The sequence below is a fragment of the Morganella sp. EGD-HP17 genome (assembly GCF_000512315.2).
Lineage (GTDB): Bacteria > Pseudomonadota > Gammaproteobacteria > Enterobacterales > Enterobacteriaceae > Morganella > Morganella morganii.
Genome location: NZ_AZRH01000019.1, coordinates 1 through 22,676 on the forward strand (window position 1 = coordinate 1; position 22,676 = coordinate 22,676).

The 22,676-nt window shown below is 47.8% G+C and carries 38 protein-coding genes; 12 read left to right on the forward strand and 26 right to left on the reverse strand.

Features of this window, described 5'->3' with window-relative positions:
- Window positions 1–268: 268 nt before the first annotated feature.
- The gene (locus X965_RS16575; protein WP_032099228.1) at window positions 269–814 is read left to right on the forward strand and encodes a gamma carbonic anhydrase family protein; all 546 of its coding nucleotides are present in this window, start codon (window positions 269–271) and stop codon (window positions 812–814) included.
- On the opposite strand, the gene X965_RS16580 is transcribed toward X965_RS16575, so the two are convergent.
- Genes X965_RS16580 through dprA form a run of 5 tightly spaced genes read right to left on the reverse strand, consistent with a single transcriptional unit; the run spans window position 790 to window position 4,132 of the window.
- Entirely contained in the window at window positions 790–1,053 is a 264-nt protein-coding gene (locus X965_RS16580) for a DUF1488 domain-containing protein (protein WP_036418982.1), read from the reverse strand. The genes X965_RS16575 and X965_RS16580 overlap by 25 nt on opposite strands.
- Window positions 1,050–1,868 (reverse strand): shikimate dehydrogenase, encoded by an 819-nt coding sequence (gene aroE, locus X965_RS16585; protein ID WP_036418985.1) that lies wholly within the window; start codon window positions 1,866–1,868, stop codon window positions 1,050–1,052. The genes X965_RS16580 and aroE overlap by 4 nt, the downstream gene beginning before the upstream one ends.
- 22 nt (window positions 1,869–1,890) lie before the next feature.
- Window positions 1,891–2,463, reverse strand: a complete 573-nt coding sequence (gene tsaC, locus X965_RS16590) for an L-threonylcarbamoyladenylate synthase type 1 TsaC (protein WP_004238599.1) — start codon at window positions 2,461–2,463, stop codon at window positions 1,891–1,893.
- A complete protein-coding gene (locus tag X965_RS16595; protein WP_004242257.1) occupies window positions 2,453–2,998 on the reverse strand; it encodes a type I DNA topoisomerase in 546 nt (181 codons plus the stop codon). Before X965_RS16595 ends, tsaC begins: the two co-directional genes overlap by 11 nt.
- Before the next feature lie 27 nt (window positions 2,999–3,025).
- On the reverse strand, window positions 3,026–4,132 hold the full coding sequence (dprA, locus tag X965_RS16600; protein ID WP_004238601.1) for a DNA-processing protein DprA: 1,107 nt from the start codon (window positions 4,130–4,132) through the stop codon (window positions 3,026–3,028).
- Window positions 4,133–4,262: 130 nt separating this feature from the next.
- Between dprA and def the strand changes: the two genes are divergently transcribed.
- The 5 genes from def to X965_RS16625 all read left to right on the forward strand — a co-directional run bounded on the left by def (window position 4,263) and on the right by X965_RS16625 (window position 10,033).
- Window positions 4,263–4,772: a peptide deformylase gene (gene def / locus X965_RS16605; protein WP_004238602.1), complete on the forward strand. Its 510-nt coding sequence runs from the start codon at window positions 4,263–4,265 to the stop codon at window positions 4,770–4,772.
- 87 nt (window positions 4,773–4,859) lie between these two features.
- On the forward strand, window positions 4,860–5,804 hold the full coding sequence (gene fmt, locus X965_RS16610; protein ID WP_015422328.1) for a methionyl-tRNA formyltransferase: 945 nt from the start codon (window positions 4,860–4,862) through the stop codon (window positions 5,802–5,804).
- An 81-nt stretch (window positions 5,805–5,885) separates the two neighbouring features.
- The gene (rsmB, locus tag X965_RS16615; protein ID WP_004238604.1) at window positions 5,886–7,178 is read left to right on the forward strand and encodes a 16S rRNA (cytosine(967)-C(5))-methyltransferase RsmB; all 1,293 of its coding nucleotides are present in this window, start codon (window positions 5,886–5,888) and stop codon (window positions 7,176–7,178) included.
- Between the two features lie 24 nt (window positions 7,179–7,202).
- Window positions 7,203–8,579 carry a Trk system potassium transporter TrkA gene (trkA, locus tag X965_RS16620; protein ID WP_036418988.1) on the forward strand — a complete coding sequence of 459 codons (1,377 nt, stop codon included), beginning with the start codon at window positions 7,203–7,205 and terminating at the stop codon, window positions 8,577–8,579.
- Window positions 8,580–8,824: 245 nt separating this feature from the next.
- Complete coding sequence (locus X965_RS16625; protein ID WP_036418991.1) at window positions 8,825–10,033, forward strand: site-specific integrase; 1,209 nt, start codon at window positions 8,825–8,827, stop codon at window positions 10,031–10,033.
- Here the strand turns inward: X965_RS16625 and X965_RS16630 are convergent.
- The 17 genes from X965_RS16630 to X965_RS16705 form a co-directional block, all read right to left on the reverse strand.
- On the reverse strand, window positions 9,999–10,187 hold the full coding sequence (locus tag X965_RS16630; protein ID WP_024473784.1) for a DNA-binding protein: 189 nt from the start codon (window positions 10,185–10,187) through the stop codon (window positions 9,999–10,001). The two genes, X965_RS16625 and X965_RS16630, sit on opposite strands and share 35 nt — an antisense overlap.
- Entirely contained in the window at window positions 10,184–10,504 is a 321-nt protein-coding gene (locus X965_RS16635; RefSeq protein ID WP_082457293.1) for a hypothetical protein, read from the reverse strand. The genes X965_RS16630 and X965_RS16635 overlap by 4 nt, the downstream gene beginning before the upstream one ends.
- Window positions 10,501–10,641: a hypothetical protein gene (locus X965_RS19585; protein WP_165763933.1), complete on the reverse strand. Its 141-nt coding sequence runs from the start codon at window positions 10,639–10,641 to the stop codon at window positions 10,501–10,503. The genes X965_RS16635 and X965_RS19585 overlap by 4 nt, the downstream gene beginning before the upstream one ends.
- Complete coding sequence (locus tag X965_RS16640) at window positions 10,625–10,882, reverse strand: hypothetical protein (RefSeq protein WP_036418993.1); 258 nt, start codon at window positions 10,880–10,882, stop codon at window positions 10,625–10,627. The genes X965_RS19585 and X965_RS16640 overlap by 17 nt, the downstream gene beginning before the upstream one ends.
- Window positions 10,879–11,100 carry a hypothetical protein gene (locus tag X965_RS16645; RefSeq protein ID WP_036418996.1) on the reverse strand — a complete coding sequence of 74 codons (222 nt, stop codon included), beginning with the start codon at window positions 11,098–11,100 and terminating at the stop codon, window positions 10,879–10,881. Before X965_RS16645 ends, X965_RS16640 begins: the two co-directional genes overlap by 4 nt.
- Before the next feature lie 12 nt (window positions 11,101–11,112).
- Window positions 11,113–11,682, reverse strand: coding sequence for a hypothetical protein (locus tag X965_RS16650; RefSeq protein ID WP_036418999.1), 570 nt, complete (start codon window positions 11,680–11,682; stop codon window positions 11,113–11,115).
- A gap of 2 nt (window positions 11,683–11,684) precedes the next feature.
- Entirely contained in the window at window positions 11,685–12,107 is a 423-nt protein-coding gene (locus X965_RS19805; protein WP_051997353.1) for a Lar family restriction alleviation protein, read from the reverse strand.
- Complete coding sequence (locus X965_RS16660; RefSeq protein ID WP_051997354.1) at window positions 12,107–12,808, reverse strand: hypothetical protein; 702 nt, start codon at window positions 12,806–12,808, stop codon at window positions 12,107–12,109. The genes X965_RS19805 and X965_RS16660 overlap by 1 nt, the downstream gene beginning before the upstream one ends.
- Window positions 12,809–12,810: 2 nt before the next feature.
- Window positions 12,811–13,026, reverse strand: coding sequence for a hypothetical protein (locus X965_RS16665; RefSeq protein WP_036419001.1), 216 nt, complete (start codon window positions 13,024–13,026; stop codon window positions 12,811–12,813).
- The gene (locus tag X965_RS16670; protein WP_036419004.1) at window positions 13,026–13,232 is read right to left on the reverse strand and encodes a hypothetical protein; all 207 of its coding nucleotides are present in this window, start codon (window positions 13,230–13,232) and stop codon (window positions 13,026–13,028) included. The genes X965_RS16665 and X965_RS16670 overlap by 1 nt, the downstream gene beginning before the upstream one ends.
- On the reverse strand, window positions 13,219–13,566 hold the full coding sequence (locus tag X965_RS16675) for a hypothetical protein (protein ID WP_036419008.1): 348 nt from the start codon (window positions 13,564–13,566) through the stop codon (window positions 13,219–13,221). Before X965_RS16675 ends, X965_RS16670 begins: the two co-directional genes overlap by 14 nt.
- A gap of 73 nt (window positions 13,567–13,639) precedes the next feature.
- A complete protein-coding gene (locus tag X965_RS16680) occupies window positions 13,640–14,059 on the reverse strand; it encodes a hypothetical protein (protein WP_072144587.1) in 420 nt (139 codons plus the stop codon).
- Window positions 14,052–14,555 carry a hypothetical protein gene (locus X965_RS16685; protein ID WP_036419011.1) on the reverse strand — a complete coding sequence of 168 codons (504 nt, stop codon included), beginning with the start codon at window positions 14,553–14,555 and terminating at the stop codon, window positions 14,052–14,054. The genes X965_RS16680 and X965_RS16685 overlap by 8 nt, the downstream gene beginning before the upstream one ends.
- A 2-nt stretch (window positions 14,556–14,557) precedes the next feature.
- Window positions 14,558–14,773 (reverse strand): hypothetical protein, encoded by a 216-nt coding sequence (locus X965_RS16690; protein WP_036419013.1) that lies wholly within the window; start codon window positions 14,771–14,773, stop codon window positions 14,558–14,560.
- Window positions 14,766–15,059: a hypothetical protein gene (locus X965_RS16695; RefSeq protein WP_036419015.1), complete on the reverse strand. Its 294-nt coding sequence runs from the start codon at window positions 15,057–15,059 to the stop codon at window positions 14,766–14,768. The genes X965_RS16690 and X965_RS16695 overlap by 8 nt, the downstream gene beginning before the upstream one ends.
- On the reverse strand, window positions 15,052–15,417 hold the full coding sequence (locus tag X965_RS19810) for a hypothetical protein (RefSeq protein ID WP_036419018.1): 366 nt from the start codon (window positions 15,415–15,417) through the stop codon (window positions 15,052–15,054). The genes X965_RS16695 and X965_RS19810 overlap by 8 nt, the downstream gene beginning before the upstream one ends.
- A 1-nt stretch (window position 15,418) precedes the next feature.
- On the reverse strand, window positions 15,419–15,616 hold the full coding sequence (locus tag X965_RS16705) for a hypothetical protein (RefSeq protein WP_036419021.1): 198 nt from the start codon (window positions 15,614–15,616) through the stop codon (window positions 15,419–15,421).
- Window positions 15,617–15,704: 88 nt separating this feature from the next.
- Between X965_RS16705 and X965_RS16710 the strand changes: the two genes are divergently transcribed.
- Window positions 15,705–15,971: a DUF1883 domain-containing protein gene (locus tag X965_RS16710; protein WP_036419024.1), complete on the forward strand. Its 267-nt coding sequence runs from the start codon at window positions 15,705–15,707 to the stop codon at window positions 15,969–15,971.
- Here the strand turns inward: X965_RS16710 and X965_RS19380 are convergent.
- The 4 genes from X965_RS19380 to X965_RS16725 all read right to left on the reverse strand — a co-directional run bounded on the left by X965_RS19380 (window position 15,950) and on the right by X965_RS16725 (window position 17,683).
- The gene (locus tag X965_RS19380; protein WP_156341074.1) at window positions 15,950–16,126 is read right to left on the reverse strand and encodes an Rrf2 family transcriptional regulator; all 177 of its coding nucleotides are present in this window, start codon (window positions 16,124–16,126) and stop codon (window positions 15,950–15,952) included. The two genes, X965_RS16710 and X965_RS19380, sit on opposite strands and share 22 nt — an antisense overlap.
- Before the next feature lies 1 nt (window position 16,127).
- Window positions 16,128–16,355, reverse strand: coding sequence for a host cell division inhibitor Icd-like protein (locus X965_RS16715; RefSeq protein WP_036419027.1), 228 nt, complete (start codon window positions 16,353–16,355; stop codon window positions 16,128–16,130).
- 3 nt (window positions 16,356–16,358) lie between these two features.
- Window positions 16,359–16,829, reverse strand: a complete 471-nt coding sequence (locus X965_RS16720; RefSeq protein ID WP_036419030.1) for a helix-turn-helix domain-containing protein — start codon at window positions 16,827–16,829, stop codon at window positions 16,359–16,361.
- Between the two features lie 155 nt (window positions 16,830–16,984).
- Window positions 16,985–17,683 (reverse strand): helix-turn-helix transcriptional regulator, encoded by a 699-nt coding sequence (locus X965_RS16725; protein WP_036419033.1) that lies wholly within the window; start codon window positions 17,681–17,683, stop codon window positions 16,985–16,987.
- A gap of 125 nt (window positions 17,684–17,808) precedes the next feature.
- Between X965_RS16725 and X965_RS19085 the strand changes: the two genes are divergently transcribed.
- The 5 genes from X965_RS19085 (at window position 17,809) to X965_RS16745 (ending at window position 21,920) form a co-directional block, all read left to right on the forward strand.
- Window positions 17,809–18,069, forward strand: coding sequence for a helix-turn-helix domain-containing protein (locus tag X965_RS19085; protein WP_072144588.1), 261 nt, complete (start codon window positions 17,809–17,811; stop codon window positions 18,067–18,069).
- Entirely contained in the window at window positions 18,038–18,316 is a 279-nt protein-coding gene (locus X965_RS16730; RefSeq protein WP_036419035.1) for a hypothetical protein, read from the forward strand. Before X965_RS19085 ends, X965_RS16730 begins: the two co-directional genes overlap by 32 nt.
- A 264-nt stretch (window positions 18,317–18,580) precedes the next feature.
- Entirely contained in the window at window positions 18,581–20,158 is a 1,578-nt protein-coding gene (locus X965_RS16735) for a DEAD/DEAH box helicase (protein ID WP_036419038.1), read from the forward strand.
- Entirely contained in the window at window positions 20,155–21,141 is a 987-nt protein-coding gene (locus tag X965_RS16740; protein WP_036419039.1) for a toprim domain-containing protein, read from the forward strand. The genes X965_RS16735 and X965_RS16740 overlap by 4 nt, the downstream gene beginning before the upstream one ends.
- Complete coding sequence (locus X965_RS16745) at window positions 21,141–21,920, forward strand: antitermination protein (protein ID WP_036419043.1); 780 nt, start codon at window positions 21,141–21,143, stop codon at window positions 21,918–21,920. The genes X965_RS16740 and X965_RS16745 overlap by 1 nt, the downstream gene beginning before the upstream one ends.
- Window positions 21,921–22,676 lie beyond the last annotated feature (756 nt).

Sequence of the window (22,676 nt, forward strand, 5' to 3'; positions counted from 1 at the left end):
TCAGCCCCTTTGAGTCAAGCGTTGTTTTTCAACTTTCCGCTTTTTCTCTTTCTGCCGGAACCGCGTGTTATCGCGTTGTTCCGTGTCAGTGGTGGCGCATTATAGGGAGCTTTTCGTTTTGCACAACCTTTTTTTTGAATTTTCTTATTAACTGTCTGTCTTTTGAGCATCATGTCTTATTTTCCGGCAATTATGCCCGAAAGTTGCATTGCCTCCGGTAAACTCTCTCATTAAGATCACCAAAATACATTTATATTCTGAGGTAATTATTGTGAATAAACTCCGTCCCTATCTGACATTAACCCCTTCTGTCGGTAAAAATGTCATGATCGATGACTCCTCCGTCATTATCGGTGATGTGCGTCTGGCTGATGATGTCGGTATCTGGCCGCTGGTTGTTGCCCGGGGAGATGTCAATTACATTCAGATTGGTCAGCGTACCAATATTCAGGACGGCTCCGTATTACATGTCACTCACCAGACGGCAGATAACCCGGCCGGTCACCCGCTGATTATCGGTGAGGATGTTACCGTCGGCCATAAAGTGATGCTGCACGGCTGCACTATCGGTAACCGTGTCCTGGTCGGTATGGGTTCAATCCTGCTGGACGGAGTGGTGGTAGAGGATGATGTAATTATCGGCGCGGGCAGTCTGGTCTCTCCCGGCAAACGTCTGGAAAGCGGCTACCTGTATCTCGGCAGCCCTGCCAAAGCCGTCCGTCCGCTGAAACCGGAAGAATATGAAGGGCTGAAATATTCAGCCAATAACTATGTTATGTGGAAAAATAATTATCTGTCACAGGGCAACCGGTAAGGCGGCTCATCCGCCTCACCTTTTTCAATGAATTCCGCAAACTCTTCCTCCAGATCCCAGCGGTTCCGGCGGAAGAGAACCAGCATATCCTCCCCGGGAGCCGTTCCGTAACGGGATTGCAGGTATTGTGCAGAGACGCGGCAATCTGATAAAAAGCCGTTGATCATCACCGGAAAAACAATGCACTCCCGATCATCATCCCGTGATTCGCGGTCCGGAAACTGAATGGACTGGTTCATGATGTCATCTTCTGTTTGAGTTTTGTCAGTACCGGTGCAATATCCGGCAATACACCATGCCATAACCTGAATGCAAAAGCCGCCTGACCAGCCAGCATACCCAGCCCGTCAGCATACCGGGTTACACCGTTATCTGCGGCAAGCTGCAGAAAAGGTGTCAGCCCCGTACGGTAAAACATATCGTAACAGGCAACAGACGGATTCAGTAATGACTGAGGGATTTGCGGAACCACGCCGTCCACCCCGGATGATGTGGCATTAATAATCAGTGAAAATCCGGTCGTTCCGGTTTCACTGACAGGCATTGCACTGACTTTTCCGTGACCGGCAAACCGCTCAGCCAGAGACTGCGCTTTGCTGAATGTCCGGTTAGTAACGGTAACAGCGCAACCTGCCAGCAACAGAGACAGCAACGCGCCGCGGGCTGCGCCACCTGCACCAATCAGCAGAATACTGTCGCCGGGGCGGATAAACATCAGCCGCTGCAAATCAATTACCAGCCCTTCACCGTCGGTATTATCCCCTGCCAGCCGTTTATCTTCTGTCAGATACAGGGTGTTTACCGCACCGCAGACCTGTGCCCGTTCACTCAGCTCATCCGCCAGCGCATGTGCCTGCTCTTTAAAAGGCAGTGTGACATTCGCCCCCAGCCCGCCTGCAGCAAAAAATGCAGAAACGCTGTCGCGGAAGCCGTCGAGCGGAGAGAGGATCCGTTCATAACTCAGCTCAATACCAAACTGTCCGGCAAATTCCTGATGAATAAAAGGTGACTGACTGTGTGCAATCGGATGGCCAAAAACGGCAAATTTTTTCATTCCGGGTCCTTTTGGTGTTCTGTCAGCCCTGGCGGTATAACTGCCCTGTCAGTGCATCACGGATCTCAGACGGATTTTTCCGCCCGCCGACCAGCCCGTCAACCACCGGGATCCGTCCGTTAAACTGTGCATTTACTTCATCAGTTGTCCGGCACGGCTCCAGCCCGCTCAGGTTCGCACTGGTGGAGACCACCGGTTTGCCGTACGACTGACATAATGCTTTGACCACCGGATGATCTGTCACGCGGACAGCCAGCGAGTCAAAACGGCCGGTCAGCCATTTTGGTGTGGCGGGTTTTGCCGGGATCACCCAGGTCACCGGGCCCGGCCAGGAGGCAAACATCGCTTCACGCTGCTCATCTGTCAGCCGTGAGTCATCAATATAAGGTTTTACCTGATCATAGTTATCTGCGATCAGAATCAGTCCTTTTTCCCACGGGCGCTGTTTCAGATCCAGCAGCGCCATCACGGCCTGCTCACTGTCAGGATCACAACCCAGGCCAAAAACAGCCTCTGTCGGATATGCGATAACTTCGTGGTTATTCAGGGCTTTTATAATTGTGTCGAAATTTGCTGTGGTTTGATTATGATTCATCATTATTCTCATTTTGTTCTTTTTGTCGTTTTGCGCAGGCTTTACTCGCACAACTTAATCTTACGCCTGTTGATGTCCTTTTTTCCACCAGCAGCGGATAACCACAATACTGACACTCACCGGCAACCGGTTTGCTGTTCAGTGAAAACTGGCAGGCAGGATAGCGGTTACAGGCATAAAAAACTTTACCGAACCGTGACTTACGCTGAAGTAACTTACCATCATGGCACTGCGGACAGGCCACCGTCGTTTCATCTGGTGAATCAATAGATGCAATATATTCACATTCCGGAAAATTTCCGCAGCCGATAAACATCCCGTAGCGCCCCTGGCGCAGCACCAGCGTCCCGCCGCACTGCGGGCACAACTGTCCGTCCAGCACTTTGATGATATGCCCGTCAGTACCGGCTTTCAGTGGACGGATGTAATCACATTCCGGATAAGCAGAACAGCCGAAAAAAGGCCCGTGGGCACCATTACGGATAACCAGCTCTCCGCCGCATTCCGGACAGCATTCCGCCGTTGATTTTGACATGATAATTTTACCTTACGCCGATACCGTTCAGTGATGCAGGCGGATATATCCCCCGCTGACCACGGCTATTTTACCTGATAACTCCAGCTGCAGCAGTTGTGTTGTCACCTCTGTGACCGGCAGCTCACACCGAGCGGCAATGATATCTGCCGGTGTCGGTTCATCATCCACATTAATCAGCACATGTGCAAACGGCAGTTCCTCCTGTACCGGTGTGATAATCACTTCCGGTGCTTCCGTGACCGGCGGCAGCGCCAGCCACTGCATATCCAGCGCGAGATGATCCGTGATATCAGCCGGTGCTGTCGCAATATAGGCGCCCTGCTGCAACAACCAGTGATTACCCTCATACGCCGGATTACCAAGCACCGCCGGTAACGTAAATACATCCCGCCCCTGTTCCAGTGCGCATTGTGCCGTAATTAATGACCCGCTGCGCCGTCCGGCCTCAATCACAATCAGCAGACGGCTTAACCCGCTGATTATCCGGTTACGGCGGGGAAAGTTTTTGGCCAGCGGCGGTACATCCGGAAAATATTCAGAGATAAGTGCGCCATTTTCTGTAATCTCCTCTGCCAGCGACCGGTGTTTTGCGGGATAAATATGAGACAGCCCGCTGCCGGATACCGCAACCGTCTTTCCGCCTGATGCCAGCGCCGCCTTATGGCAGCATCCGTCCACGCCCGCAGCCAGGCCGCTGGTTATCACCAGATTGTGCTGCACAAGATGCCGGGTAAAACAGTCCCCCCACTTTTCGCCGTAATGGGTAACCGCGCGGCTGCCCACCATACTGACCTGCGGGGCAGATAACACCTCATACTGCCCTGCCACAAAAAGCACAAGCGGAGGTGAATAGATCTGCTTTAATAAAAACGGATAGTGTGGTGATGACAGGGGTAATATCATGTTACCCGGTGAATCAGCCCATATAAGTGCCGTTTTCAGCCTGGATGTATTCACATTCATGAATTGCTGACACTGTACCAGTGTAAGTCCGCACTGATGTAACTGGCGGCGGATCTCACCGTTTTTCTGTGTGCAGGTCTCTGTCAGTATTGTCGCAGCACTGACAGCATGATGTGCACTTAACCGCCTGATACACGCCAGACGTAACCAAATTTCCCTTTCATCCATTGCGCCATCCTGACTGAGCCTGTGATAAAAATGCGGTGTCCGCTGCGGGCAATACTGTCAATCAGGCTGATAACTGTCTAGAATAGACATTAATTTCCATCCATTTTTTAGATAGAACACGAAAAAATCTATGGCGTTATTAACTGTATTACATTATCCCGACGAGCGGCTTCGCAAGATTGCAAAGCCGGTTGAAAAAGTCGATGCCGGCATTCAGAAGATTGTCGATGATATGTTCGAAACCATGTACGACGAAGAAGGTATTGGTCTGGCAGCCACTCAGGTTGATATCCACCAGCGCATTATCGTGATTGATGTGTCAGAAGAGCGGAATGAGCGCCTGGTGCTGATCAACCCGGAACTGCTGGAAAAATCCGGAGAAGCCGGAATCGAAGAAGGTTGTTTATCGATTCCTGAGCAGCGGGCATTCGTACCGCGTGCTGAGCACGTTAAAATCCGGGCGCTGGACTATAACGGCGAGCCTTTCGAGCTGGAAACCGGCGATCTGCTGGCAATTTGTATCCAGCATGAAATGGATCACCTGGAAGGTAAATTATTTGTCGATTACCTTTCCGCTATGAAGCGCCAGCGCATCCGTCAGAAAGTCGAAAAACTGGACAGACTCAGAGCCCGGTCTTAATACCCGCAGTCTTTATCTGCCACAGACCGCAGCAGCGCACGGGCACTGTTATTGTTTATGGCATTATTATTTTTACAGGAAAGCAACGTGTCAGATTCATTACGTATTATCTTTGCAGGAACGCCTGATTTTGCCGCACGTCACCTCGATGCCCTGATTCAGTCAGAGCACAATGTCGTTGGCGTCTTAACCATGCCGGATCGCCCTGCCGGCCGCGGGAAAAAAATCACCGCGGGCCCGGTAAAAGAACTGGCACAGCAGCACGATATTCCTGTTTTCCAGCCATCCACGCTGCGCAAAGAAGAAAATCACCAGTGGATACGTGACCAGCAGGCGGACATTATGATTGTCGTAGCCTACGGGATGATTTTGCCGCAGGCAGTGCTGGATATTCCGCGTCTTGGATGCCTGAATGTTCACGGTTCCCTGTTACCGGCATGGCGTGGTGCGGCGCCTATCCAGCGTGCATTGTGGGCCGGTGATACCAAAACCGGGGTCACCATCATGCAGATGGATGCCGGCCTGGATACCGGCGATATGCTGTATAAAGCTGAGTGTGATATCACATCAGAAGATACCAGTGCATCCCTGTATGAAAAACTCGCCGGTATCGGCCCGCAGGCACTGTTACAGACACTGTCTCTGGTGTGTCAGAATGCACTCCGCCCTGAAAAACAGGATGACACCCTGGTTACCTATGCAGAAAAACTGAGCAAAGAAGAAGCCCGGCTGGACTGGTCTCTTTCTGCCGCACAGTTAGACCGCTGTATACGTGCCTTCAATCCGTGGCCAATCAGTTATATGGTGATTGATGAGCAGCCGGTGAAAGTCTGGCAGGCCAATGCGATTGCGGAACAGACTTCCGCAGCGCCGGGAACGGTTATCCGTGCGGATAAAAACGGCATTCAGGTTGCCACTGCAGAAGGGATCCTGAATATCACACAGTTACAGCCTGCCGGGAAAAAACCGATGTCAGCCGCTGATATTCTGAATTCCCGCAAAGAATGGTTTACCCCGGGAAATTCACTGTAATTTTGTTTCATAACCGGCATTCCCCGCGTGGTATGCCGGTCCCCCTTTCTCTTTATCGCTTGCCGGCATACCGGAATCACAATGAAAAACAGCTATAACTTACGCAGCATTGCTGCCCGTATCATCAGCCAGGTCCTGGATCAGGGACAGTCACTCAGCGCACTTCTGCCTGAATATCAGCGGGATATCAACCCGAAAGATAAAGCATTACTGCAGGAATTATGTTTTGGTGTGATGCGGGTGCTGCCGGAGCTTGAATGGTACAGCCAGCAGCTGATGGCAAAACCGCTGACCGGTAAGCAGCGGGTACTGCATTATCTGATTCTGGTCGGTTTTTATCAGCTCCGTTATACACGGATCCCGGCACACGCAGCACTATCCGAAACGGTTGACGGTGCTGTGGCACTGAAAAAACCACAGCTGAAAGGACTGATTAACGGCGTGCTGCGTCAGTTCCAGCGTCAGGAGCAGGTGTTGTCCGAGCGTTTTGCTAATAATGAAAGCCGCTGGCTGCATCCGAAATGGCTGCTGTCGCGGATTCAGGCGGCATATCCTGACAACTGGGAAGCTGTTATTACGGCAAATAATGAAAAACCGCCGATGTGGCTACGGGTTAACCGTAACCATCATTCCGCTCAGGAATATCAGGCGCTGCTGACAGAGAAGGATATTGAAGCCTTTTATAATCCGGCATATCCGGATGCACTGCGTCTGGCAGTTCCCTGCCCGGTCACTGATCTGCCCGGGTTTGCTGATGGCTGGGTCACCGTGCAGGACAGCTCCGCTCAGGGCTGTGCATTACTACTTGATCCGCAGAATGATGAGACTATTTTAGATTTGTGCGCGGCACCCGGCGGGAAGACCACCCACATTTTAGAGATAGCGCCCCGCGCTCATGTCATGGCTGTTGATGTGGATAAACAGCGTTTAACCCGGGTTAATGAGAATTTACAACGACTTAAACAAAACGCGGTGGTGAAAACCGGTGACGGCCGTTATCCGGAACAATGGGCAGAATCACAGACATTCGATCGCATTTTGCTGGATGCACCTTGCTCCGCGACCGGCGTTATCCGCCGCCATCCGGACATTAAATGGCTGCGCCGTGATAATGACATCAATGAGCTGGCGGCACTGCAACGGGAAATTCTGGACGCTGTCTGGCCTTATCTCAAACCCGGCGGCACACTGGTCTATGCAACCTGTTCTGTATTACCGGAAGAGAATATTCATCAGATAAATAATTTCCTCTCTTCGCACCGTGATGCTGTATTAACCGATACACCGGCAACAGGCTACCAGATGCTGCCGGATGCGCAGAGCGGAGACGGATTTTTTTACGCTAAACTGGTTAAACAGGCACTTTCTGCCTGATAAACAACCCGGACGATCATTTATATGAAAATTATTATTCTCGGTGCCGGTCAGGTCGGCGGCACACTGGCAGAAAACTTAGTGGATGAAAACAACGATATTACTGTTGTGGATACCAACCCGGACAGGCTGCGTCAGTTACAGGATAAATTCGATCTCCGGGTAATAAACGGTGCTGGCTCTCATCCGCGGGTACTGCGGGAAGCGGGCGCGGAAGACGCGGATATGCTCGTCGCAGTGACCAACTCCGATGAAACCAATATGATCGCCTGTCAGGTTGCATACACGCTGTTCAATACGCCAAATAAGATCGCCCGTATCCGATCTTCTGAATATGTCCGGGAAGCTGATAAATTATTTTTACCGGAAGCGATCCCGATCGATCACCTGATCGCCCCCGAGCAGTTAGTGATCGACAGTATCTATAAGCTTATTCAGTACCCCGGTGCTTTCCAGGTTGTGAATTTTGCCGAAGGGCGCGTCAGTATTGTCGCCGTGAAAGCCTATTACGGCGGCTCGCTGGTCGGAAACGCCCTTTCCAGCCTGCGCGAGCATATGCCGCATATTGAAACCCGGGTTGTGGCTATCTTCCGCCAGGACAGACCGATTCGTCCGCAGGGTTCAACCATCATCGAAGCCGGTGATGAAGTATTCTTTGTTGCCGCATCCGAGCATATCCGTGCAGTAATGAGTGAATTACAGCGTCTGGAAAAACCGTATAAGCGGATCATGATTGTCGGCGGCGGGAACGTCGGCGCCGGTCTGGCACTGCGTATCGAGAAAGACTATAACGTCAAACTAATCGAGCACAACGCCAACCGGGCAACCGACCTCGCTGAGCTGCTGCATGACACCATTGTTTTTTATGGAGATGCCTCTGATCAGGAATTATTAGCAGAAGAACATATTGAGCAGGTTGACGTCTTTATTGCCCTGACCAACGATGACGAAGCCAATATTATGTCCGCGATGCTCGCCAAGCGCATGGGTGCCAAGAAAGCAATGGTGCTTATCCAGCGCAGTGCCTATGTGGATCTGGTCCAGGGCGGCGTGATTGATATCGCTATCTCCCCGCAGCAGGCCACCATTTCTGCATTACTCGGCCATGTGCGTAAAGCAGATATTGTCAGTGTATCGTCATTACGACGCGGTGTTGCTGAGGCGATTGAGGCTATCGCACATGGCGATGAAAATACGTCAAAAGTTGTCGGACGCAAAATTGCCGATATTAAGCTCCCGCCGGGCACTATTATTGGTGCGATTGTCAGAGATGAGCAGGTTATTATTGCGAATGACGAGCACAGTATTGAACAGGGAGACCATGTCGTGCTGTTCATCACTGACAAACGCCACGTACCCGAGGTGGAGAAGCTCTTCCAGCCAAGTCCGTTCTTCTTATAAATAAGTACTTAATATTTTGATAGTAAATACTATCTCATGTTCGTAAAGGTGACCACGAGGGCTTTATTGTTCACGAAACCTCGTCAATTTGGATTTAATCAATTGATATTAAATGGCATTATGTAATTTGCGGTGATTCGTGGTGCTTGGCAGTAATTTAACATCCGCGGTGGCGCATAAGATTTGTGTACATATTCATGTACATGAATTATCATTTCCCCCAGAGTATTTAACGGGGAAATAATATGGCAATCACCGACTCCTGGCTTCGTTCTGTGAATGGAAGGCCGCAACAAAAAATGCTGACAAAATCGGACAGGGATGGCTTGTCTGTCAGGGTTACGCCATTGGGTAAGGTTGTATTTCAATTTCGGTATCGGTGGGGCGATAAAGGTGAACGTATCGACATAGGTACTTATCCTGCTACCGGCCTCAAAGAGGCCCGGGACAGCGCGGTGTTTTATCGTGGCGAAATTGAGCAGCACCGCAACCCAAAAGTAGTGAAGCGCATCAAAAGGCAGGAGGCCATCACATCCTGCACGGTTGAGACTGTTATTCGCGAGTGGTGGGAAAAGGCAGTAAAAAAATCACAGGTCAGAGCCGATGAGCTACTAAGGTCTTTTGAGATTTATGTTTTCCCTAAAATCGGGATGCTGCCCCATAATGACACCCATCTGCACGTATGGTTATCCCTCCTCGAGGATGTAAGCAAAAACAAACCGGCTATAGCAGCCCGCATTCTTCGTTACGCTAAGGCTGCTCATCGTTGGGGGATAAGGCGGGGTATCATAACTACAAATCCGTTAAGTGATTTGTCACCAGTGGATCTTGGAGTTAAGAGCAGGCAGGGCGACCGCGTATTGTCGGATGATGAAATATCACTGCTTTTCAGGCTGATTGATGATGAAAAATACAACCCGAGAAACCGGCTTATTATCAAATTGGCATTGTTGTTTGGTTGCCGGATTGGTGAACTCCTGAAAGCAAAAATAACTGATTTTGACTTTGACTCTGGCGTTTGGACTGTTCCGCCTGAAAATCACAAAACCGGAAATAGAAATAATAAGCCACTTACCCGACCAATCATTGAGCCAGCAAAGGCTATGATATCTGAGGCTATATCGATGAGTGGTGGCATTTATCTTTTTACGACAGCAGACGGAAGTAAAATGATAGAAGGTAGCCAGGGTCCGATAATGCAAATTCTGAACAAGAAAATGGCTGCCAACTGTGATGACTATAAAACCTGGTCAATCCATGATCTGCGCAAAACCATGCGTACCGGTATATCTGACCTAACCATGCCTCATGTCGCTGAAATTATGTTAGGTCACAAATTGCCGGGAGTATGGCAGGTGTACGATAAGCACACCTACCTTGATGAACAGCGCGATGCTTATGAAAAGTGGTGGGATAAGGTTAATAAAATCGTTTACCAGAGCGCCACGCGATGATCTCTTCCGGATCAAATTGATGTTGCTTCGTCGTATATTTGGGTTTCGGGAAACCGTCTTTTTTCTGTTTTCCCGATCCCGCCCACCGAATGATGGTTTTATCCGTTACTTTCAGAAAAGCGGCAACCTCCGCCGTGCTCCAGTAATCGCTCATTTCTCACACTCCTTTTTGTACCCGTTCATCAATATTGTATTTGCCACTGCTGCAGGTGTACCTTCCCACTTTGCTTCAAAGATAATCCCATTCAGATGGTACTGACTGAGGTCATCCAGCGTTTTAGGTAGTGTCTCAACAGGGAAGCCGTTCAGCACCGTATCGGCGGTCTGATTAACCGCCATTTCGATAACCTGCTCAGTGGTAAAGTCTGTTTTCCGGTAACCGGCAGCCCAGACAGCATCTGTAATATCAGACGGGTCATGACCGGCGGCCGTGATAATTTGCACCAGGTGCAGATCAGTTGCTTTCATCATTTTATCCCCTTAGCAGCACGCCAGACTTCAAACATGCGGCGAACAATTTCACGGGCGTAATTGCCTTCCATGTCCCGCTCTAAACTGTACCGGCTGCCGTACATGCGGCGGATCATCGCTTCAAATTGTTTGTTCATGGCTCACCTTCCTGACTTTCTTATTCCATTTTTTACCCGTCATTGTCGGGGTTAACTTCGGCGCAACGACCTGTGGAGCTGGTGGGCGGGGAAGGTATATCCCCGCTCTGATGTAATACCGCTGGCGCATATCGTGAATAATCCGCTGCGTATAATCCCGTCCGTCATCCACATGGTGGATCGCCTTTATCAGCGGGTCGTCGTACACACCGATTTCGTAATCTTCTTCCTGCTGGCTCATCGTGACACCTCCCGGCAGATAATCTTATGTGCCCGGCGGATATGGTTCTGCTTGCCGTAGATAGTCGTCATGCGGAATAACAGGCCGGTAGTTGATTGCTGAACCGGAGTACGGAGCAGGGCCGCGTCAACCAGGCGGTTCAGTTTCCTGTGTTCGGTGATGAAGGAATGGATCACCACCTTGGCTATGTTGCCGTTTGAGATAAATTCGATTTTCATTTTTCACCGTCCTTAGTGCATGGTGGGCATTGCAGGAAAACTGCCATTAGCTTCCAGCTCGCGGATATAACCATCACGAAGAAGGCACAGACCTTCGCGTCCCTTTTCTGATAGCCGTGGCCCGTGTTCAACAGAGATTTCAATAAAATCTATATAGGTTTTGATAGTGAAATCAGCCCAGTAATCATTTCCGAATGTATCGATCATGATTTGTTCCAGCACTTCACTCAGTGAAAGGCGCAGAGGTGCTGGGTAAATAGTCAGTGCTGATTCGCCGTTACTGTAAATAGTCGCAAGATCAGTACCGCCTTCATCATTCGGAACTTCAACAGTGCCGTTCTTTGCCTGCTGCTCCCGGATAAAGCAGGCGGCTACCACCCAGCGCCATATTGAAACGCGCTGCACAGGCGTCAGAGTGTCAGGATCATCAGCTAACTTTCCCATGACGGCAGCGGCCAGATACAAACCGCTTAATAAATCTTTGTCATATTTGCCTGACTCAAGGGCGCTGACTGAATCTGAGTAAGTGATCAGGGTGCCGTCGTCAGAAAGGACGCCATTGCCGGTATCAGTAAAGTTCATAATTATTTAACCTCCGCTGTTTGCAGTGCTTCACGCTGATTCCATACGCGCACGGCAGTTTCCAGAGTGTCTTCGGGCTGACTGGAACCGCAGCAGTCACAGCGGACGGTATACAGGTATTCACCATCCCAGCTGGTACTATTCAGCTTGATGTCGTCATTACCGCAGAAAGGGCAGGGTTGCAGCTCAATCTCACTGCGCGGCGGGCACATATCGACTTCAGCCATCATGCTGGTACTGAACCCGACCGGAACCACTGCATGAAGCATGTGATTGGTTGAGGTGATCCGCTCGTCATCAAAGGCTTCCTGCGCTTTTTCAATAGCCGAACCTGCATCCTGAGCCGTCACTGTGACAGTCAGGGCATGACGGTGGCCACACGGATAATTGCCCAGGTAAGTTACTGCGTATTTTGTCGTTTCCATTATTTGTCCTCCCAGCCGATAGCCTGAAACAATCCCATTTTCGGGTGATACCAACGTGCCCCGCGTAATTCCGCCTCACTCATCATCAATCTGAAAGCTTCCATAAACTCAGATTCAGGGATGATCGCCATCGGGCGTGGAACCCTTTCCGGCGTGAGTATGGTTATTTGGTCCTTGCGGATATTGAATTGCTTCACCAGTGTTTTGCATTTATCGACGGTCATACCTGATTTTGTTTTGGCCAGTGAATAGCCGATCCAGCCGGCAGGTATGGTCCCCTGCTTGATTTGCTCAACAGCCTCATGAACATGGTCGACCTTGTGTTCTACGCTGGATATTCGGCGCTCACTCTCAAGGTTTGCGATAGCCATTGCGGCGATAATTTCTGCCTGTGATTTTGGTTCAGGCTGACCAAGTGATTTAAGAGTGGCGAGCACGGAGCGACGAACCGCTTTTGATTCGCGCATTCCGACCAGCATTAACTGATCCATGTTCAAATCGTAGGATCGGACTTCATTTCCATAGCGGTAAATAATTTTTACCGCTGGTAAATCGTCCAGTTCATCCTCTATCCGTTTGACAAAATGTGTATTTTTAACCTCTGGCTCACCGCATGAAGTTCTGGCCGGATTAATAATGTTGTCTAAAAATTCTAAACTGGACATGATGATATTGTTTTGCATACTGATTAATTCGTTCATAATTAAACTTCCTTTAATTCAATTTTTAATCTTTTGGCTAACCGGCGTTGTTTTCTGTTTAATGGCATCCGAATTTCATCGCCACATTTTTCAAATTGAGATAAGTGTTTGCAGACATTGGTATAATCTTTAACTTCATCCCTTTCTAAACTCATCCCCTGAGCAATAGTCATGCCCGCGAAACCTTGTTGCGTTCTGCTACGTTTTCTTTTGCCCATCACAAACCCTCTGCGATTTTAATTTTTGATTTAATCAGGCAGCGTTCCATTGCCTGTTTGCTTGTTTTTTCCTGCTTACTTAATACGGCACCGTTACCGGGCTCGGCTAAATGAAATGCCTTGTTATATTGCTCTGCTGCACGGCGATATAATTTCCGCTTTTCTAAGTTGCTGCCGGATATCATCAGTTCATTAAACAGGCTCATTCTTAAATTCCTTTCTGTGCATGTTTTCAGCAATTAACTCTGTGATTAAACTGATAAACATTTCACCATCTGGTGTGATATTTCCGTAATCGTTGTAGTAATTTGCATATGAGTTAATTATCTGTTGTTCTGTATACCCTGCGTCTTTGCATGCTTTGTTTTCATAAAGCGATATCAGCGCTTGTGTCAGTACCTCAGCATCTAAATCAATCTGATATTTCACACCATCTACAGAGCGTTTAAACGATGCTGACTTACCTTTCTTTTTCAGATGATGAAAGAAAGCATCAGTGAATGACTTTCTTCTGTTTGATAAAATATTGTTATTTTCCATAATAGATATCCTGATTTGAGATAAAGGGATTCCCAGCGCAGGCGCTGTAATTAAAAGTTATTTTTGATTTCTGTTATTTATTAATGGCTGACTTTAATTTCCATGATGCAATTGATAAAGCTTCTTGTGCGTCAGTTGCTTTTTTAATAGCTTTTTTATGCTCAACTTTTAATTTCATAATTTCGTTTTCACGGCGCAGTGCCGCTTTTAATTCGTTTAACACTTCGTTTTTGCGTTCGATAAATTCGTCCCGTGGTGCTCCTGCTTTCCATGCGGTCGCACCATTCTCAAGCCGGATAGCCTGAGCGGGTTCGTTTGTTTGCTTGCCTTCCGCATGAAACTGCTTTTCAGCGATAATGTAGGCCAGTTTATTCAGCGCGCCGCCCTGGCTGAGGTAAGCATGATTGGCACCTGATACAACATACACGGGGCGCATTTCGATAGTAATTTCACCTTTTGATGCTTTTTCGATTGCTTCAAATTTATTAGTCATGATTGTTTCCTGTCATTTTTTCCAGTTGGTCTAATGAACCACTTAACTTAGATGTCACTAAATCAAGCTGTGCGAATATTATTTCTTTCTCTGGTTCGTTTTCGTATAAATCACTTTTAAGTTGCTGTAGTGATAATTCAGCATTGTTGATATCGCCAATGACACCAATAATTTTATTTCGCTGTCCCTCTGACTTTTGATTGTGCAGATGGGGGGCTGAGCGGCTATTTAACTCACTCTCAGACTGCATTGCATTTTCATTTAATGTGGCTGCAATCATTGCAGTGTGCTGAATAAACAAACCCAGTCTTCTGATAGTATCTTTAGTTAAGATGTCATTATCACCTAATGAACATTGAAACATTAAAGTTCCGATAACACTAAGGCCTTCAATAATCCCCTGTGAGGATGCGCCGTTATAGATAGATATATTTGTCAGTTCTTTTTCTGATAACGCATTGAAGTCTTTTATTTCGAGTAATTCACCGATATTCATAATCAGTCCTTTTTAATTACAGCGTCTAATCTGGTTAAATCATCCAACTGAACAAATATAATTCTCTGCACAGTACGTAACATTAAATAGGTGTCAGTGTCAGCTTCGTTTTCCACTGCGGTAAGTAAGGGTGTTAATAAAGCCTGTAATTCTTCGTTTATTTTCAACGCGTCATCAAGGTGTTGGCGGTGTGCCGGTAAAAGGCTGTATTTAGCCATTGTTCGCAACCTTATTATTTGTATCGCTACGTTCTGCATGGGCCGGTCGTTGCAGCTGCTCTAACCAGTACTGAACTAAAAGCAGAACCCCGCTATCCTGAATAATTTGCGGTATAGCATCACAGCGAATGTGGGTTAATAATGCATCTAATTCCAGCAGGCGGCGTTGAGAGTGATTTTCAGCCACCGATGTATCGGTGTTTCTAATCACGGTATATGCCTGGTCGCATATATCGTTATATGCTTCTAAATCCTGCTCGGTATATGCACCGGTCACTTTATTCATTTTCGTCTCCCTCCAGAACCTCATCAATTTCAGCTTCCGCCTGACAAAGTAATTTCAGTGATAGCGGGTGTTCTTCGTTGTCGTTAATCAGGTGTTGCGCTGCTGCTGTAAACGCCTTAACTCTGAGTAACGTATCTATGAGCTGCACGCGGCTGGCAGCTACCTCCTGTGACATGTCACGATTGTCGTTTATGCTTTCTTCAATCAGAAACCCAGAAACCATGTCAGATAATTCACGCGCCAGTTCGATAAGGTTATCCGTGATCGGGTCAATGCAATGGGCGCTTAACTGGAACAGTAGTGCGCTTAACTGTGCTGCTTTATCGACAGCGGTTCCTAAATTAATTTCGTGTTCCATGTCACAACTCCTTTCTTTGTTCGTTTTCTTCGATTAACCAGCAGGCAATCGGGTCAGCTAATGACGATGCGAGCTCAAATAAATCGGATACCTGCTGGCAATCAAGAGCGATAAAGTCAGCGTCTTTGATAACGTACAGCAGGGTATTTAATTGCGATACTTTCCTTTCCGCTGTTTCTAAATCAATTTCATGCGCCATAAATCACCTTTTTTAATTGTGCCTGATTGTTTTCCCACCTCAGGCAGCGGTGGTATCCTCTGTTCACCACAAACAAAGAGGAATTTTTATGACCGCTCACGCCAGAATCCGGGAGTACTTTGAAGCCGGACATCAACTTTGTGTTACCTGCTCACACCAGACCAATGTTCTGGTCATGGATGATGAAAATTACGAGTTATTCAATAAAGATGAAGCTCATGACTGGATCGGGGGTTTTAGCGCCATTTTTCCTGTCCGTATTACTATTCCTGAATCCGGGTATTGGAATGTGGTGCTGTCTATTCCTGATGAAGTCAGCTCCGATAAATTCACTTATTCAATCAATGAAAATTGATGTTTAGCCTCTTCTAATGCTTCCTGAAGGGCGGCAATGATCTGATCCTGAGTTCCGTCCTTCAGCCATTTCACGGCCATGCGTCCGCTTTTCGGGTCCTGGCGAAATTCCCAGCGAACGTCGGGGTTTTTCTCGTTTGTTATCGTTACCAACATGTCACACCGCCTTAACTGGAATCTGTGTTGCCAGTGATAAAATATAATCACGGACAAGCTGTAATTTTGCGGACCGTAAATCCGGCGCCTGCACCTCTTTGCATTCAGGTTTTGCGTTCTGGTCGATACGCTTGATAGCAAAGAACCGAAAGGTGAACATCTGATTAACCGCTGTATAGGTGTCAGGTTTCGGCACGTTGCCATTTGACATACAATGTATAGTCGGCATTTTTTAAACCTCGCGGTTATCAGTAGAAAAATTAGTAGGGTACATTTCGCCGGTTCCGTAATGCAGCCAGTCAAAATTTATCCCCAGCGCATGAGACAACACACCTGACCGGGTTCCGGTTTTATCTTTACCGGTGATAAGCCGACTGATCACGCTTTGCGATACCCCGGCGCGTTCTGCCAGTTCCTTCTGTGTTAATCCTGCCACTTTCATGGCGTGTTTTAAGCGCAGCGGGAAGCTTACGCATGGTTCGGACTGCACACATTTTTTCGGTGATGTATTTGTGAGCGGCTGATCCATTGAAACAAAAGATGCTTCAGACGAGTATCGCTTGGTGATGCCCACTAACAACAATCCGATCTCATTAAGTTCGTTATCTGTGCTGCTAACCAGAAGAAGTCCTGCCTCCAACATAATCTCAATGTTATGTAACGCGTCAGAATGATTTAACGGAAAACCTAAGAAATTTTTCATATCACGCACCTTGAATTATCGCTTTACCGATTATCAAGATACCATTTTTTTATGGGGTGTCAATCGGTTTTCCGATTTTATTTTGATGCTGGCGAATTAAGGGAAAATAGGCAATAAAAAACCCGCAAGGAATGCGGGTTTGACAGGGAGCAAGCTTATGCGAAACGTCGCAATTTCATGGGCCAACTAACTATTACTTTACCATCAATGAAAAGTTGGTCTTCCTCATGTTCATCGATTTGCCATTCTTTGTAGGCGGGGTTATCGGATAGAACGACAAGATGATTTTTTATTTTTTGAAGCCTTTTGATGTGAGATGATTCACCAAATGTAAATGCATATACCCCGTCACCTTCAAACTTTTTCACAGTAATGTCGATAAAAACCAAGTCTTCCGGGTCTATGGTTCCTTGCATGCTGTCACCTTGAGCATTAATGGCTTTCATTGATGACGCGGGCCTGCCGCCAAAGAGACTCAACGCAAAGTCAGGCTCTAAAGAAATGGATCTTATAATATCTGGAAAATCAGAATTATAACTTCCGGGACCGCAACTATATGCCAAGTCCATCAAATCGACTGTATATGAATCCCGTATGGCAATCTCGTGTTCGTAAGTTCCGGTTAATCGTTCCACGGAGTATTGTCCACTAGGCAGCATAGGCCCCTGACCAAACGCCAGCCACTCAGGATTAACCCCCAACACCTTGGCTATTTCAACAGTTTTCCTAGATCCTGTGGCTTTGTTAAGTAGCTGGTTAATGCTGGACTGAGCCATGCCGACAGCCTTAGCTAGAGCCCCTTGAGTATACCCTGCCTTTTGCATTGCGGTGTTTAGCCTATCAGAAAAACTCATTTTATATCCTCCGAAAACGTAAGAGTGATTCTATCGCTTTTCCGATAAAAAGCAACCAATAATCGGAACGCCTATAGACAAACGGTTTTCCGATTTGTATCCTATTGGAAATAGGAGAACCGATAATGAAAAATGAAGCAATCGAAAAAGCCATATCGCATGTTGGTAGCCAGCAAGCGCTTGCCGAAAAGTGCGGTAGAGCACAGCCAACAGTATGCGATTGGTTGTATGGGAAAAGCAAAGTACCAGTCGAGTGCGTGCTGAGAATAGTGTCAGCAACTGGCGGGCTGATTAGTCCACACGAAATTCGCCCTGATCTTCCTGATCTTTTCCCTCATCCGGAGGGTTATTCCCATGCATCCGAACCAAAACACACTGATGCCTGACAGCTATTTTCCTGATGACGGCAAATGGATTCAGGAAATGCTGTTGCAGTTATCACCGGGAGCCAGAAACAGGGCGCTGGTGGCTTACTCAGCGGTGTATCAGGAACGGTGGGAAGCAGAGCCTGTTCCGTACAGGAAAGACAACACAGCACGCAGGGAAGCGAATAAACGGCTCAGGGAATACGTCAGGAAGTTTAACAGAGCCATGCAGGGTTACACCGCAGACCCACAGAAAGTTGCGGGATAAAAATTATCAGGAGGTGTGGAAGTTAAGACGTTTAGCCGTCCAGATGGTTTTCCGGTTTGGGGAAGAGGGGAAAACTTTCTAGGGGGGTAAGGGGGGTGATCTTTGAAAGGGGTGTAGGGGAAGGCACTGCCAAGGGAAGGACTCAGATCTTAAAGATAGATCTCTGTAGGGGTTAAAAATGGCATCAGACGTATAGACGTCCGTTTATTAAAAATACCCCTCTCCTTGGCAGTGCTACCTGGTCGATAAAATTGAGGTAATGGCATGTTAACTATCACACCAAATTTTGCACAGGAAAGAGCACTGCGGTTATTGCGCAGAGAGTGGAAATCACACCGCACGTTCATGATCAGCAGTCCGACCGGCAGCGGTAAAACAGCGCTGGCTGCATTCATCACGCACGGTTGCAACAGCCGTGATATGCGGGTGATGTTTGTTGTGCCGTACACGATCCTGATTGAACAGACCGCAGCACGGTTTATCGATTACGGGATTCCGATGGAAGATATCGGTTTTGTCTGGCGTGAGCATCCGAACTATGACCCTACACGACTGATCCAGATTGCGTCAGCCGATACGCTGATCCGCCGTGAATTCCCGGACAACATCGATCTGCTGTTTATCGATGAGGCCCATCTGCGCCGTAAAAAACTGCTGGAAGTTATCCGCGATAATGAATTTAAGGTGATTGGCCTGTCCGGCACACCGTTTTCTCCGTTCCTGGGGACGTATTACGAAAGACTGATCAAACCTACCACGATGAAAGAACTGATCGAGCGCGGGGACCTGAGTCCGTATGAGTTTTACGCCCCGACAAAGCCGGATCTTTCTGCGGTTAAATCCACCAGCAGCGCAGAGTATGGCAGCGATTACAAAGAGGCTGACATTGCTGAAATTATGTCGGGTGCGGATCTGGTCGGTGACGTGGTCGATAACTGGCTGGCCAACGGTCAGAACCTGCCGACCATCTGTTTTTGTGTGACCGTCAGCCATGCAAATTTCGTCACGATAGCGTTTAACCGGGCGGGTGTGAATGCAGAGATTATTACCGCAGATACCCCGCATGAAGAGCGCCAGCTTATCATCCACCGCTTTGAGCAGGGCGGGACAAAAATCATCGTGAACGTCGGCACACTGGTTGCCGGGTTTGACAGTGATGTCCGGTGCATTATTTACGCCCGTCCGACGAAATCGGAAATTCGCTGGGTACAGTGTCTCGGTCGGGGTCTGCGTAAAGCACAAGGCAAAGATAAATGCCTTATTTTCGATCACTCCGGCTCCGTACATCGTCTGGGGTTTCCTGATGATATCGAATATGACGAATTGCCGGGTAAAAGTGACGGTCTGGAAGAATCATCGTCTGTTCGTGACCAGGAAAAGCGGGAGAAAAAGCCGAAGGAATGCACATCCTGTCACTACATGAAGCCTGCCGGTGTTTACGTCTGCCCGAAATGCGGCTTTAAACCGCTGGCCGGTGAAGACGTTGATGTTGATACCTCCCGTAATATCAAAAAAATGGGCAAATCCGAAAAGGTTTATACCACCAAAGACAAACAGAGTTTTTACTCCCAGCTCAAATATTACCAGAACATCCGCGCCACAGAAGGAAAGCCGGTCAGTGACGGGTGGGTCTCTAATACCTTCAGGGACAAGTTCGGTGAATGGCCGCGCAGCCTGCATGCCACACCGCAGGAAATAACCCCGGAGGTATCCAATTTCATCACACACAAACGTATTCAGTGGGTTAGACGCAAACAGAAAGCCGAAGCATTGATGCCGCAGAGAATCGCAGATTTAAAACAGCAACTGAATAAAAACGCACAGCAGGGAGAATTATTGTGAATACAGCTGAAGCAGCAAAGGGGCAGTGGGAAAAGATTTTTGCACACTACGGACTGCCGCCGATCACCGGGAAACGGCATTTTACAGGAAAGTGCCCGATATGTGAGAAAAAGGGAAAATTTCGCATAGACGATCAGGACGGCCGGGGAACGTATATCTGCACCTGCAGTTCCGGCACAGGATTTCAGTTGCTGGAAAAAACACAGGGTAAGAGCTTTAAGCAGCTGGCGGATGAGATTGATCAGTTGCTCGGAAATAACCGGGAAAAAGAGGTTCTGAAGCCGGTCAGCAGCAATACCCGTTCAGACCGTGAAAAATTTATCAGTTGCTATGCTCAGATGCCGGATCTGAAAGACACCTCAGCGGCTGGCTACCTGCAAAACCGGGGCATATTTACGTTACCGGCAGAACATATCCGGTTTTGTGAGAGACAGCCGACTCGTAAAGGCATGACGGTTATTAATTATCAGGCCATGTGGGCGCTGGCCACGGACTCAAAAGGTCAGCTGTGTTATCTGCACCGCACATATCTGGACGGTGACCGGAAGGCCGATATCAATGTGGTAAAGCGCATGACAAAGCTGCAGGAAGATAACTATCTGGATTATGCCGAATCAGTGGCAATCCGCATGTTTCCGGTCGCATCCACGCTGGGAGTGGCTGAAGGAATAGAGACAGCATTGTCCTGTAAACAGGTTTACGGGGTAAACACCTGGGCAACGATTAATGCCGGATTTATGGATAAGTTCACTGCACCGAAAGGAGTGACTCACCTGATTGTTTTTGCTGATGCTGACTGGGGCAGCGCAACCGGGCATGCTGCGGCTTTTGCCTGTGCCAAACGCAACCTTGTGGCAAACAATGATGTGGAGAAGGTCAGCGTTCGCTGGCCTGATAAAGGTGATTTTAATGACCTGATCCGTGACGGAAGTGAAGTCCGGGAACTGACATTTTACCGGGAAAAACACCAGGAGGCCGCGTAATGAAACTCGAAAGCGCATTAAAACAATTTCATCCGAAGTCACCGACATTCAGTGACAGCTCAAACTCCACAGCCCCGGACAGACTGAAAGGCATGGATTCGGCAGCGGCAATGGGTATGGCATCACAGCGGGCCGCGTTCGGCATGCATGCGTTTTTTGGTAAGAATGATGTCAGCATTGAAGATAAATTCAGGACGGTTGAAGCACTGACGCAGTATGCTCTGCGCACGGTACCAAAGCTGGTGGCGAAATCGGCCGGTAACCGTGTTGCTCAGTGTATGAAGATTCTGGCCGCAATGGCATTTGAGGATTACGCCCGTTCAGCGGGTTCTGTCTGCCAGTGTCAGGACTGCGACGGAAAAGGGCTGATTTATCGCCGTAAAGAGGTGGTGAAGCATCCGGGTATCACCAATATGGAAGGTACTGTGATTGTTGAGCCGGTAGTCCGCACTGAGCGCGTTGACGAACTGTGCACGACCTGCAACGGTAAAGGGCAGTTAACCCACCGGTGCCGCTGCAAAGGCCGGGGGAAGGTGTACGACGAAGAGCAGAGCGAATTACAGGGTGCGCCGGTATTCAAAGATTGTCCGAAATGCTCGGGGCGCGGGTATAAGCGTGTGCCGTCGTCAGTGGCGTATCAGGCGATAAAGCATCTGGTACCGGATTTAAACGAGAGAACATGGCGCAGAAACTGGAAACCGTTTTCCGAAGGTCTGACAGGGAAATGTCATATTGAGGAAAGTCAGGCGGAAAATTTATTTAGTTATATAACAAAATAAGGTATAAAAATCACCGGAATAGTTTGATGTGATGTAAAAGTTTAATTACCAGGTAAGTAAATGAAAAAAAAATCATTTCGCATTTCGTTATCTTTAGATTTTTTCCGGAGGTCGATGGCTTTAATGTCACCGACTCTTCTTATTTTTGCGGTCATATCATTCAATATTTTTGTGATCGATAACCGCTCTTCCTGGAAGTACACAATATCAATATGTGTTTTTTCATTTGTTTTATGCGCAACTATGTTCGCTATACTTCACGACTACATATCATATTTAAAAGAGACGCACTGGGGAAATTGGATTGCTAATACTATTTTGTTGATGTTTTTCATTTTATTTACGCTGTTACTTGTTAAACATGGTATATACAGCGGGTCAAGTCTCCACTCTTCAATTCTTCGCGCCATAGGGCAGCAGACATAACCCTTGCATTTTGTCCGAAAGTGCCTTATTATCTCCAAATAGTGGGCATCTTACGGTTAGCGCACTACACAAATTTTAAACCTCGCACTCGCGGGGTTTTTATATTTCTTAGTTACTTTTGTCAGCCGGCTAAAAGAGCTAAAGCTATCACTTTTTCTTTATCCACAGGGTTATCCACAAAACTGGATTGTAACTTTAATAAATGTTGATAACGTTGATTTTTTTGCGTTTTGTGTGATTAACTATGGATTCATAACTTAACTTATAGTTAAATAGGCTAAAGCTCCTTCTTGGCTGTTAGCCATCGGAACTGTAACTGGCGAAGCAGCG